The sequence below is a fragment of the Pseudomonas sp. C 49-2 genome, from assembly GCF_003970195.1.
GTDB classification, from domain to species: Bacteria; Pseudomonadota; Gammaproteobacteria; order Pseudomonadales; family Pseudomonadaceae; genus Aquipseudomonas; species Aquipseudomonas canadensis.
The window spans coordinates 42,603-55,162 of the sequence record NZ_RXYG01000008.1; the positions used below are offsets into that span (position 1 = coordinate 42,603).

The following is a 12,560-nucleotide window of genomic DNA, read 5'->3' on the forward strand; positions in this document are numbered from 1 at the left end:
CTTACTCCTTGGCGTCTTCAGGTGTGGACGGATGCTGGCTGTCTTCAGCCACGGCGCGCTCGATCAGTGCCGACAGGTGCGCACCCCGCACGACGCTTTCGTCGTAGTGGAAGTGCAACTGAGGAACACTGCGCAGCTTCATTTCACGGGCCAACTGCATGCGCAGGAAACCTGCGGCCGAGTTGAGCACCTTGATGCTTTGTGCGATTTCTTCGCTGCTGTCCTGCCCCATCACGGTGATGAAGATCTTGGCGTGACCCACGTCACGGCTCACTTCTACGGCGGTGATGGTGACCAGGCCAACGCGAGGGTCTTTGACTTCGCGACGGATCAGTTGGGCCAGCTCGCGCTGCATCTGATCGCCGATACGCTGGGTACGGCTGTATTCTTTTGCCATGTCTTGTTACCTGTTACTGCCACACGGTGAAACCCGTGAGGTCTGAAAGCGGCAAACGCCCGGCCTGACAAAAGCCAGACCGGGCGTTGCGTTTAGAGTCCGTACGCTGCGCGGGGCATTTGCATGCCCACACGTGGCGTGGCTCCGGAAGTGCGCGAGTTAGAGGCTGCGAGCAACCTGAACCTTCTCGTAGACTTCGATCTTGTCGCCAGGCTTGACGTCGTTGTAGCTCTTGACGCCGATACCGCATTCCATGCCGGCACGCACTTCGGAAGCGTCATCCTTGAAGCGGCGCAGGGATTCCAGCTCGCCTTCGAAGATAACGATGTCTTCACGCAGTACACGGATCGGACGGTTACGGTGCACAGTACCTTCGATAACCATGCAACCGGCGATCGCGCCGAATTTCGGCGAGCGGAACACGTCACGCACCTCGGCCACACCCAGGATGTTCTCCCGGACATCGCTGCCAAGCATGCCGGTAAGGGCTTTCTTGACGTCTTCGATGATGTCGTAGATGACGTTGTAGTAACGCATGTCCAGGCCTTCCTGCTCGACGATCTTCCGTGCGCCAGCATCGGCACGCACGTTGAAGCCAAACAGTACAGCGTTGGAAGCCAGTGCCAGGTTGGCGTCGGATTCGGTGATACCACCTACGCCACCGCCTACAACACGCACTTGCACTTCGTCGTTACCCAGGCCATTCAAGGCGCCGTTCAACGCTTCGAGGGAACCACGGACGTCAGATTTGAGGACGATGTTGAGCGTCTTCTTCTCTGCCTGGCCCATGTTTTCGAAGATGTTTTCCAGCTTGCCGGCGTGAGCGCGAGCCAGTTTGACTTCGCGGAACTTGCCTTGACGGAACAGAGCCACTTCACGGGCTTTCTTCTCGTCGGACAGCACGCTCATCTCGTCGCCAGCGTCCGGGGTACCGTCCAGGCCGAGGATCTCGACAGGGATGGAAGGACCAGCTTCCTTGATTGGCTTGCCGTTCTCGTCGAGCATGGCACGTACACGGCCATAGTTCGAACCGACCAGCACCATGTCGCCTTGGCGCAGGGTACCGTCTTGAACCAGAACGGTTGCAACCGGGCCACGACCTTTGTCGAGACGCGATTCAACCACAACACCGCGACCTGGAGCCGATGGAGTTGCTTTCAGTTCGAGTACTTCAGCTTGCAGCAGGACCGCTTCGAGCAGTTCGTCTACACCGGTACCGACTTTCGCCGAAACCGAAACGAATGGCGTATCACCGCCCCACTCTTCGGAAGTCACGCCGTGAACCGACAGTTCGCTACGGATGCGATCGAGATCAGCGCCCGGCTTGTCGATTTTGTTCACTGCAACAACCAGTGGAACACCCGCAGCCTTGGCGTGCTGGACCGCTTCAATGGTCTGCGGCATTACGCCGTCGTCCGCTGCAACTACCAGGATCACGATGTCAGTTGCCTTGGCACCACGGGCACGCATTGCGGTAAACGCGGCGTGACCAGGGGTGTCGAGGAAAGTGACCATGCCGCGTTCGGTTTCAACGTGGTACGCACCGATGTGCTGGGTGATACCACCGGCTTCGCCAGCAGCTACCTTGGCACGACGGATATAGTCGAGCAGGGAAGTCTTACCATGGTCAACGTGGCCCATTACGGTCACAACTGGCGCACGGGAGAACGTCTCACCTTCAAACTTCAGGGACTCGGCCAGGGAATCTTCCAGGGCAGTGTCGCTGACCAGGGTCACTTTGTGGCCCAGCTCTTCGGCTACCAGTTGAGCAGTTTCCTGATCAAGCACCTGGTTGATGGTCGCTGGGGTACCCAGTTTGAACATGAACTTGATGATTTCAGCAGCCTTGACCGACATCTGATTGGCGAGATCGCCAACAGTGATGGTCTCGCCGATCTGCACATCACGCACGACAGGGCCGGTTGGGCTCTGGAAACCGTGGGCGTTGCGTTTTTTCAGCTTGGCCTTGCCGCGACCACCACGACGGAAGCTATCGCTTTCTTCGTCGGTAGTACGTGGGGCAACGCGTGGAGCAGGCGCTTTCTCTTTGACCGAGGCGCGATGCGGAGCGTTTTTGCGCTCGCCATCACCACCGCCACTGCGACGATTGTTATCGTCGGCACGTGGTTTGTCCGGACGGCGCTGTTCGTTCTGCTTGTTGCGAACGTCTGCAGACGGTGCTGGAGCGGCAGCCACAACCGGTGCGCTTTCACGCACAGGTTCGGCGGCCGCGGCAGGAGCCGCGACTGCGTCGTTGGTAGCAGATTGCGCAGCAGCAGGCTGGCGACGCGCTTCTTCTTCGGCGCGACGCTTGGCTTCTTCTTCAGCCTTCTGACGTGCAGCATTTTCTACTGCGCGACGTTCTTCCAGTTCGCGTTTGCGCTCGGCTTCGATTTCTTCCGGGCTGCGCTGTACGAAGACTTTCTTCTTGCGTACTTCAACGCTGATGCTCTTGCTACCAGCAACACGCAGGGTGCTGGTGGTTTTGCGCTGCAATGTAATCTTGCGCGGTTCTTCCACTTTCGCCTTGTGGCTGCTTTTCAAGTGAGTCAGCAAAGACTGCTTCTCACTGTCGCTCACACCTTCGTCGGCGGCGGTGTGCGGCAGACCTGCCTCACGCATCTGCTGCAACAGGCGCTCTACCGGTGTTTTGACCTCATCGGCCAGTTGTTTCACCGTGACTTGCGTCATGCACTTCTCTCCTCAGGCCGCGCCTAGTTACTCGAACCAATGGGCTCGGGCGGCCATGATCAACTTGCCGGCACGATCATCGTCAATGCCGTCGATGTCGAGCAGATCGTCAATAGACTGCTCGGCCAGGTCTTCGCGGGTAATTACGCCGCGCACCGCCAGTTCCATCGCCAAATCCTTGTCCATACCCTCAAGCGAGAGCAGGTCTTCGGCCGGATGGGCGTCTGCCAGCTTTTCCTCAGTAGCGATGGCTTTAGTCAACAAACGATCCTTGGCCCGAGCGCGAAGCTCGTTGACGGTGTCTTCGTCAAAGCCGTCGATGTTGAGCATTTCTTCCAACGGTACGTAGGCAATCTCTTCCAGGCTGGTGAAGCCTTCATCTACCAGCACCTGTGCCAGGTCTTCATCGACTTCGAGCTCTTCGATGAAGTTGCGCAGGATGTCACCGGTTTCTGCTTGCTGCTTAGCCTGGATGTCCGATTCGGTCATCACGTTCAGGGTCCAGCCGGTCAGTTGGCTGGCCAGACGCACGTTCTGACCACCACGACCAATGGCCTGAGCCAGATTGTCTGCGCCAACGGCGATGTCCATTGCATGGGCATCCTCGTCAACGATAATTGCCGCCACTTCAGCCGGCGACATGGCGTTGATTACGAACTGCGCCGGGTTATCGTCCCACAGGACGATGTCCACACGCTCACCACCCAATTCGCCCGACACTGCCTGGACGCGCGAACCGCGCATACCGATGCAAGCGCCTTGCGGGTCGATGCGTTTGTCCTTGGAGCGGACCGCGATCTTGGCACGCGAGCCCGGGTCGCGGGACGCAGCCATGACTTCGATCAGGCCTTCGGCGATTTCCGGCACTTCGATACGGAACAGCTCGATCAGCATTTCCGGCGCGGTACGCGACAGGATCAACTGAGGGCCGCGGTTCTCGGTGCGGATTTCCTTGAGCAGCGCACGCAGACGCACGCCGACACGGAAGGTTTCGCGAGAGATGATGTCTTCGCGGGCCAGCAACGCTTCGGCGTTGTTGCCCAGGTCGACGATCACGTTGTCGCGGGTGACTTTTTTCACGGTGCCGGAGATGATTTCACCCAGGCGCTCGCGATAAGCGTCAACGACTTGAGCGCGCTCGGCTTCGCGAACCTTCTGCACGATGACCTGTTTGGCGGTCTGTGCAGCAATACGGCCGAATTCGATCGATTCGATCTTTTCTTCGACGACATCACCGACCTTGGCACCAGGATGCGTTTCGGCAACCTTGCTTGGCCAGGTTTCGATGGCCGGATCATCAAGATCGGCTTCTTCGACGACCGTCCAGCGACGGAAAGTCTCATAGGCACCGGTGTGGCGGTTGATTTCCACACGCAGATCAACTTCGTCTTCAAAACGCTTTTTGGTAGCAGTGGCCAGGGCCAGCTCCAGCGCTTCAAAAATCACGTTTGCCGGTACGCCCTTTTCATTGGATACCGACTCAACAACCAGCAGTACTTCTTTGCTCATCGTACGCCTCGCCTTTCGCAAGCCATTGGATCCGCGGGATCCGCGTCTCAGTCAAAACTGGGAATAATGTTGGCCTTGTCGATCATATCGATCGGCAACAGGAACTCATGGTCTTCTACCTGCACCACGACATCCTGTTCTTCTACACCGCGCAGAAGGCCCTGAAAGTTGCGTCGCCCTTCGAAGGGAGAACGCAGCTTGATCTTCACTTGTTCACCGGCAAATTTTGCAAACTGCTCAATAGTGAACAGTGGGCGTTCCATGCCTGGCGAGGAAACTTCGAGGGTGTATTCAACGGAGATCGGATCTTCAACATCCAGCACACCGCTGATCTGACGGCTGACAATGGCACAATCGTCCACCAGCACGCCGCCCTCTTTATCGATATAAACGCGCAACATTGAGTGGCGACCTTGAGCCGAAAACTCAATACCCCAGCATTCATAGCCTAGGGCCACGACCACCGGGGCCAGCAAGGCCTGCAACTCTTCTAGCTTGCTCGACACCTGAACCCCCTCGTGCATGTATGTGCATGCTGTGCAAAATAAAAAAATGGGCGAAACGCCCATCCTTGAAACGCCGTCGAACAGCGGCGTTGAAAGTGTCCAGCTAACAAAAAGCCCCTTAAAAGGGGCTCCGCTAAAACTGGTTGCGGGGGCCGGATTTGAACCGACGACCTTCGGGTTATGAGCCCGACGAGCTACCAGACTGCTCCACCCCGCGACAAAGCTGGGGCGGAAGTATACGACCGATCCCTTACAGGGTCAATGTAACCTTCCACCTACAAGAAAGCCCGCAACAGCGGGCTCTCCTGATAATTGGTACCGAGAAGGGGACTCGAACCCCTACACCCTATGGGCACAACCACCTCAAGGTTGCGTGTCTACCAATTCCACCACCTCGGCAATACAGCGATTACAACCCTTCTTACTTCTGCTCTTGAGCTGGAGGTACGTCAGTCGCTGGAGTAGCCGACTTTTGCTCTTGAAGCACCGGGACATCATCAGAAGCCGGTTTTGCTTTTGGTACTTCCAACACTGCTGGGTTTGGGAGACCTACTTGAGTCAGCACATGAGCTTTCTCTTTAGCAAAGTAACCTAACCCCAAGCTGGTTATGAAGAAACCGGCGGCAAGTATAGCAGTAAACTTACTAAGAAAGGTAGAGGAACCTTGGCTTCCGAACACAGTATTTGAAGCACCTGCACCGAAAGACGCACCAGCATCCGCACCTTTACCCTGTTGCAGCAAAACCAGAGCGACGACGCTCAGAGCAGCTAACAGATGAAAAACGACTACGACTGTTTCCAGCATTTTTTCAGTTTCCCGCGGCGCGACAGATCGCACCGAACTCATCTGCATTCAGGGAAGCTCCACCAATGAGCCCCCCATCGATATCCGGCATGCCGAACAGTTCGACCGCATTGGCCGCCTTCACGCTGCCGCCGTATAGAAGACGCACACCTTGTGCGACTTCAGAATTCTCTGCCGCCAACTGCGCGCGGATGGCTGCGTGCACATCCTGCGCCTGTTGCGGTGTAGCAGTCAGCCCGGTGCCAATGGCCCAGACCGGCTCGTAAGCAATTACTGCCTTTGCAAACGCACCAACACCCAACTCCTCAATGATACTGCCTAGCTGACGCGAGACAACTTCAAGAGTCTTGCCCGATTCCCGCTGCTCCAGGGTCTCCCCTATGCACAACACCGGAATCAAGCCACAAGCCTGTGCCGCTGCGAACTTACGATTGAGTGTCCCATCACGCTCGCCCATCATCTGACGGCGCTCGGAGTGCCCGACAAGCACATAGGAACAACCCGCATCGACCAACTGACTCGGCGAAATCTCACCGGTCAACGCACCTTGCATTGGCTCCACTGCGGAGTTCTGCGCGCCGACCTGAATCGACTTGCCTTTCAAGCCATCAACCACTTGGTTGATATGCAAGCAAGGCGGGAACACCGCAACATCAACACCGCTCGGCAAGGCCAAGTGACGAAGGCCATTGATCAGCTCAGCGACACTGGCGCGGGTACCGTGCATCTTCCAGTTACCAGCTACCATAGTGCGACGCATGCTGTACCTCGTCGGTCAAAGTGGGCGCAGATGTTACCCAACCACATCATCACTGGCAAGCCGAATTCAGGCGCAAACTTCAGTTACCAGTTTTGCCAGGTCTTCGGCATGGCCGCGAACCTGTGTTTCATCGTCACCTTCGACCATGACACGCACCAGAGGCTCTGTGCCGGACTTGCGCAACAACACGCGACCACGCCCCGCCATAGCGAGGGTCACGCGCTCACACGCCTCTTTGACAGCCGGGTGCTCGATCGGGTTTTCGCCGCCACCAAAACGCACATTGAGCAGCACTTGCGGACATTTGCGCAGCGCCTGGCGCGCCTGGGCCAGACTCTCTTCGCGTCGACGCAAGGACAACAGAACCTGCAACGCAGCGATGATCGCGTCACCTGTGGTGGTGTGTTGGAAGCAGACTACGTGCCCTGAGTTCTCCCCCCCCACCTGCCAGTTACGCTCAAGCAGCTCGGCGATTACATAGCGGTCACCGACATTGGCGCGCACGAAGGGAATGCCCAGGTCCGCCAAGGCCAATTCAAGCCCCAGATTGCTCATCAAAGTACCGACGACGCCACCCTGCAGCTTGTTACGCTCGTGCATGTCACGCGCAATGATGAACAACAGGTCATCACCATCAACAATCGCGCCCGTGTGATCCACCATCAGCACGCGATCACCATCGCCGTCGAAGGCGATACCCAAGTCGGCATGCTCGGCCAGGACGGCCGCCTGCAGTTGCTCCATATGGGTGGAACCACAGTTTTCGTTGATGTTCAGCCCGTTGGGCTGGGCCGACAATACCGTCACGTCCGCGCCCAACTCCTTGAACACGCTCGGTGCGACCTTGTAGGTCGCGCCGTGTGCGCAGTCGACCACAATCTTCAAGCCGGCAAAATTGGTGCTGCTCGGCACACTGCTCTTACAGAATTCGATATAGCGGCCAGAGGCGTCATTGATACGCGACACCTTGCCCAGTTTGCTGGATTCAACCACCGTCATCGGCGCGTCCAGCAACTCTTCGATCATCAACTCGATCTCATCCGGCAGCTTGGTGCCCTGGCCCGAGAAGAATTTGATGCCGTTGTCATCATGAGGATTGTGCGAGGCACTGATCACGATACCGGCTTCAGCGTGAAAGGTACGCGTCAGGTAAGCGATCGCCGGCGTCGGCATGGGCCCCAACAGCATCACATCCGCGCCTGCGGCGGACAGGCCCGCCTCCAGTGCCGACTCAAACATATACCCGGATATACGGGTGTCCTTGCCCACCAGAATGCGGCACGCGCCCATACTGCGGAACGCCATGCCCGCCGCCCAACCCAGCTTGAGCATGAAATCAGGAGTAATCGGAAATTCGCCGACCCGACCACGGATACCGTCGGTGCCAAAGTATTTTTTAGTCATAAGTGCTCCATCATTCTTATTCGGCTGATTCTACAGCGGCAATCATACGCACGACATCTACGGTCTCGGCGACATCATGCACACGCAAGATACGCGCACCCTTGGTCACCGCCAGCGCAGCCAGTGCAAGGCCGCCATACAGCCGTTCACCCACTGGACGATTCAAGGCCAGCCCTATCATGCTCTTGCGCGAAACGCCGACCAATAGGGGCCGACCAAGGGCATGCAGGGCTTCCATATGCTTGAACAGACTCAGGTTGTGCTGCAGGGTCTTGGCGAAACCGAAGCCGGGATCGAGGATGATTTTTTCCTCGGCAATCCCCGCAACAGCACACTGAGCGACCCGCTCAGCGAGAAAACCGCTGACTTCGCCGACAAGGTCATCATAGTGAGGGCTGTCCTGCATGTTGCCGGGCTCACCCAGCATGTGCATCAGGCACACCGGCAAACCGGTTGCCGCCGCCGCATCAAGGGCGCCGTCGCGTTGAAGAGAGCGCACATCGTTGATCAGCCCCGCCCCAAGGCGGGCAGTTTCGCGCATCACAGCCGGCGTCGACGTATCAACCGAGATAATTACATCCAGCTCACGCGCAATACGCTCGACGATTGGCGCCACCCTCTCCAACTCCTCCAAGGGAGAAACGATGCGGGCGCCAGGCCGAGTCGACTCACCACCCACATCAATCAAGGTCGCTCCCGCCGCAACCATTGCTTCAGCATGTCGCAACGCTGCATCAAGTTGGCTGAAGCGGCCGCCATCGGAAAAGGAGTCGGGGGTTACGTTGAGAATGCCCATGACATGCGTATGGGCCAAATCAAGAACCCGGTTGCCGCAAGGCAACCGGGTGGAGGACAACACAGAAGTCATTTCAAGCCTTAGACGTCAGCTGCCGGGCCGCCGATCGGGGTTTCAGGGCGTTCATTCTGAACCACTGGCGGAGTGCCAGAGGTGCCCGAACCGCCTTCCCAATCGCGAGGCTCACGAGGTGCACGACCCGCCATGATGTCATCGATCTGATCGGCATCAATGGTCTCGTACTTCATCAGCGCATCCGCCATGGCATCCAGCTTGTCGCGGTTGTCCGTGAGGATCTGCTTGGCCGTACCGTAGCACTGGTCAATGATGCTGCGCACTTCGGAGTCGATCAGCTTGGCCGTCTCACCGGAGAAGCTGGCGCTTTGACCACCACCGCCGCGACCCAGGAACACTTCGCCTTCTTCCTCGGCATACATCAAAGGACCGAGTTTTTCCGACAAGCCCCACTTGGTCACCATGTTCCGTGCAATCTGGCTGGCACGCATGATGTCGTTGGAAGCACCGGTAGTGACACCGTCAAAGCCCAGGGTCATTTCTTCCGCAATACGACCGCCGTACAGCGAACAGATCTGACTGATCAGTGCGCGCTTGGAGAGGCTGTAGCGATCCTCTTCCGGCAGGAACATGGTCACACCCAGCGCTCGACCACGAGGAATGATCGACACTTTGTAGACCGGATCATGCTCAGGCACGACGCGACCAACGATAGCGTGACCCGCTTCGTGATAAGCGGTGTTCTGTTTCTCTTTTTCGGACATGACCATGGATTTGCGCTCGGCACCCATCATGATCTTGTCTTTTGCCAGCTCGAACTCTTTCATTTCAACGATGCGCTTGCCGGTACGGGCAGCAAACAACGAGGCCTCGTTCACCAGGTTGGCCAGGTCGGCACCGGAGAAGCCTGGAGTGCCACGGGCGATCACGGCCGGAGCCACGTCGTCGCCCATCGGCACTTTGCGCATGTGTACTTTCAAGATCTGTTCGCGACCACGGATATCCGGCAAGCCAACTACCACCTGGCGGTCGAAACGGCCTGGGCGCAGCAATGCAGGATCCAATACATCCGGGCGGTTGGTTGCAGCAATGACGATGATGCCATCGTTCATTTCGAAGCCGTCCATCTCAACCAGCAGTTGGTTAAGGGTCTGCTCACGCTCATCATGACCGCCACCCATGCCGGCGCCACGGTGGCGACCAACGGCGTCGATTTCATCGATGAAGATGATGCAAGGCGCGTGTTTCTTGGCCTGCTCGAACATATCGCGAACACGGCTGGCACCGACACCGACAAACATTTCGACGAAGTCAGAACCGGAAATGGTGAAGAAAGGCACCTTGGCTTCGCCGGCAATCGCCTTGGCCAGCAAGGTTTTACCGGTACCCGGAGGACCAACCATCAGTACACCGCGAGGAATACGGCCACCCAGGCGCTGAAACTTGCCCGGATCGCGCAGGAACTCGACCAGCTCGCCTACTTCTTCCTTGGCTTCGTCGCAACCGGCAACGTCAGCCAGGGTAGTTTTCACCTGATCTTCGGAGAGCAGGCGTGCCTTGCTCTTGCCGAAGCTCATCGGCCCGCCCTTGCCTCCCGCACCACCTTGCATCTGGCGCATGAAGAACATGAACACGGCGATGATCACCAGGATCGGGAAGCTGGCTACCAGCAATTGGGTCCAGATGCTCTGCTGCTCAGGCTGCTTGCCTTCGACCACCACGTGATTATCCACCAGGTCGCCGATCAGACCGTTGTCCTGGATTGCCGGACGAATAGTCTTGAAGCTGTCGCCATCGTTGCGTTTGCCGGTGATCACGTAGCCATCAACCGCTACGCGCTCGACCTTGCCATCCTTAACTTGCTGGATGAAGTCGGAATAGTTGAGGGTCTGCGGCTCGTTAGGGCTGGAGAAGTTGTTCATCACCGTCACCAGGACAGCCGCGATGATCAACCACAGGATCAGATTCTTTGCCATATCGTTCAATTAACTACCCTCTGAAGCAAGCTCCGCTACTGGCGCGCGCTTCGCATGATATTCACCGGCCTAACTTACTACATTACCTACAACTCTGGCAGGCGCCGTCTGTAACCCTTTGTGAAACTTTGACTACACAATATTCGTAAAGCTTCGTGACGAAAGCGATATAAAAAAACCTATCGCCCTCCTCGAATTCCTCAAAAACGCTCTTCACTCGCAGCGCCTTCAACCCCGCGGAAGCCACGGCACAGCAGGTACTGCTCCCGAGACCTGTCTCGGGATGAGTCAGGCTTACGCGTTTGCACCTTCTCGAACAACTTGCGAATGTTCTTGTGGTACTCGTCGAAACCCTCGCCCTGGAAGACTTTCACCAGAAAATCACCACCAGGACGCAAAACCCGACCCGCCAAATCCAGCGCCAGCTCACATAGGAACATTGCGCGCGGCATATCAACGGCCGGTAATCCACTCATATTGGGGGCCATGTCGGAAATCACAAGGTCTACCTGCGAATTTCCCACAGCCTCAAGGATCTGTGCGAGTACGGCATCCTGAGTGAAGTCACCGTGAACAAAGGTCACATCCGGGATACTGTCCATTTCCAGGATGTCGGAAGCGATCAAGCGGCCCTGCCCACCAATCAGACGACTGGTCACCTGGGACCAACCACCTGGGGCTGCACCCAGATCGATAACGCTCATGCCTGGACGGATCAACTTATCCTTGTCCTGGATCTCCAGCAGCTTGTAGCTGGCCCGCGAACGGTAGCCGTCCTTCTGCGCCTTTTTGACGTAAGGATCGTTGAAATGTTCTTGTAGCCACTTAAGGCTGGTTTTGGAACGGGCCACGGGCCACCTCGAAAAATAAAACGGGTCGTGATTAACTGGGCGGTCCCGGACTCGCTCGGGTAAACTGGCCGCCGCTTTTTACAAGATCAGACGCAGGGGTCAGATTATGCCGCTCACTCAAGAGCAGAAGAAACAGTACAAATCCATTGGCCACCATCTGAAACCAGTTCTGATTGTGGCAGATAACGGTTTGACTGAAGGTGTGTTAGCCGAATTCGAACGTGCGCTGAACGATCATGAACTGATCAAGATCAAGGTCAACATCCTTGACCGCGAAGCGCGCCTGGCTGCCATTGCAGAACTGTGCAAGGCAGGCAAAGCGGACCTGGTCCAGGTCATCGGCAAGATGGCGCTGCTGTATCGCAAGAACTTCAGCGTCAACAAGCAACTGTCGAACGTTCATCGCTTCAAATGATGACTTTCAAATAACAGCAAGGGTCACGGGCGTGCTTCGCGCGCCCTGCCACTCCACCCTGGCGCCGGCTGCATAACCAGCACCAGACCAGAAAACCCTAGTACAAGATAGCTGAATAGCTGCCAGCGCAACGCTTCCGGCAGCCAGACATGCACAATGCAATACATTGCACACGCATACAGCGCCATCAACAGCAGTTGCCCGCGAATATCCCGCCACAAACTCCCCAAGCCTTCAGCCTTGACCAGCACCAACGCCTGGAGCGTCACGCACGCCGCCGCAAAACCCACCAGCAACGCACTGAGTAATCCATCGATCTCATCGATCAGCAACGGTGCCAGGCCAATCAGGCCCAGCGCCGGTAACACGCCAATGTGCAACAACCACAGGCCACCCACCCAAAGCATCTGGGAGAGCTGCCAAAGCATGGCGCCC

The 12,560-nt window shown here is 57.2% G+C and carries 12 protein-coding genes and 2 tRNA genes; 1 reads left to right on the plus strand and 13 read right to left on the minus strand.

Translation table 11 applies throughout. The features are described from left to right. Position 1 precedes the first annotated feature (1 nt). The 12 genes from rbfA to rlmE form a co-directional block, all read right to left on the minus strand. Positions 2-397 carry a 30S ribosome-binding factor RbfA gene (rbfA, locus tag EJ576_RS16915; RefSeq protein WP_016973761.1) on the minus strand — a complete coding sequence of 132 codons (396 nt, stop codon included), beginning with the start codon at positions 395-397 and terminating at the stop codon, positions 2-4. A gap of 159 nt (positions 398-556) precedes the next feature. Beyond that, positions 557-3,088, minus strand: a complete 2,532-nt coding sequence (gene infB, locus EJ576_RS16920; protein ID WP_122728090.1) for a translation initiation factor IF-2 — start codon at positions 3,086-3,088, stop codon at positions 557-559. A 27-nt stretch (positions 3,089-3,115) separates the two neighbouring features. Next, positions 3,116-4,597 carry a transcription termination factor NusA gene (nusA, locus tag EJ576_RS16925; protein ID WP_025857112.1) on the minus strand — a complete coding sequence of 494 codons (1,482 nt, stop codon included), beginning with the start codon at positions 4,595-4,597 and terminating at the stop codon, positions 3,116-3,118. Positions 4,598-4,644: 47 nt separating this feature from the next. Further along, the gene (rimP, locus tag EJ576_RS16930) at positions 4,645-5,103 is read right to left on the minus strand and encodes a ribosome maturation factor RimP (protein WP_038843818.1); all 459 of its coding nucleotides are present in this window, start codon (positions 5,101-5,103) and stop codon (positions 4,645-4,647) included. Between the two features lie 140 nt (positions 5,104-5,243). Beyond that, a tRNA-Met gene (locus EJ576_RS16935) sits at positions 5,244-5,320 on the minus strand. A gap of 96 nt (positions 5,321-5,416) precedes the next feature. Beyond that, a tRNA-Leu gene (locus EJ576_RS16940) sits at positions 5,417-5,502 on the minus strand. 22 nt (positions 5,503-5,524) lie between these two features. Then, positions 5,525-5,908 carry a preprotein translocase subunit SecG gene (gene secG / locus EJ576_RS16945; RefSeq protein WP_003194191.1) on the minus strand — a complete coding sequence of 128 codons (384 nt, stop codon included), beginning with the start codon at positions 5,906-5,908 and terminating at the stop codon, positions 5,525-5,527. A 4-nt stretch (positions 5,909-5,912) separates the two neighbouring features. Next, a complete protein-coding gene (gene tpiA, locus EJ576_RS16950; protein WP_003194193.1) occupies positions 5,913-6,668 on the minus strand; it encodes a triose-phosphate isomerase in 756 nt (251 codons plus the stop codon). Positions 6,669-6,734: 66 nt separating this feature from the next. Continuing rightward, positions 6,735-8,072 (minus strand): phosphoglucosamine mutase, encoded by a 1,338-nt coding sequence (gene glmM / locus EJ576_RS16955; protein ID WP_028617970.1) that lies wholly within the window; start codon positions 8,070-8,072, stop codon positions 6,735-6,737. A gap of 16 nt (positions 8,073-8,088) precedes the next feature. Beyond that, entirely contained in the window at positions 8,089-8,940 is an 852-nt protein-coding gene (gene folP, locus EJ576_RS16960) for a dihydropteroate synthase (RefSeq protein WP_126570737.1), read from the minus strand. 8 nt (positions 8,941-8,948) lie between these two features. After that, positions 8,949-10,859 (minus strand): ATP-dependent zinc metalloprotease FtsH, encoded by a 1,911-nt coding sequence (ftsH, locus tag EJ576_RS16965; protein ID WP_033898262.1) that lies wholly within the window; start codon positions 10,857-10,859, stop codon positions 8,949-8,951. A 200-nt stretch (positions 10,860-11,059) separates the two neighbouring features. Then, positions 11,060-11,710 carry a 23S rRNA (uridine(2552)-2'-O)-methyltransferase RlmE gene (rlmE, locus tag EJ576_RS16970; protein WP_016976819.1) on the minus strand — a complete coding sequence of 217 codons (651 nt, stop codon included), beginning with the start codon at positions 11,708-11,710 and terminating at the stop codon, positions 11,060-11,062. 106 nt (positions 11,711-11,816) lie between these two features. Here rlmE and yhbY point away from each other — a divergent pair, with 106 nt between their 5' ends. Then, complete coding sequence (gene yhbY, locus EJ576_RS16975) at positions 11,817-12,125, plus strand: ribosome assembly RNA-binding protein YhbY (RefSeq protein ID WP_028617972.1); 309 nt, start codon at positions 11,817-11,819, stop codon at positions 12,123-12,125. A 23-nt stretch (positions 12,126-12,148) separates the two neighbouring features. On the opposite strand, the gene EJ576_RS16980 is transcribed toward yhbY, so the two are convergent. Beyond that, on the minus strand, positions 12,149-12,553 hold the full coding sequence (locus EJ576_RS16980) for a hypothetical protein (protein ID WP_025999772.1): 405 nt from the start codon (positions 12,551-12,553) through the stop codon (positions 12,149-12,151). Positions 12,554-12,560 lie beyond the last annotated feature (7 nt).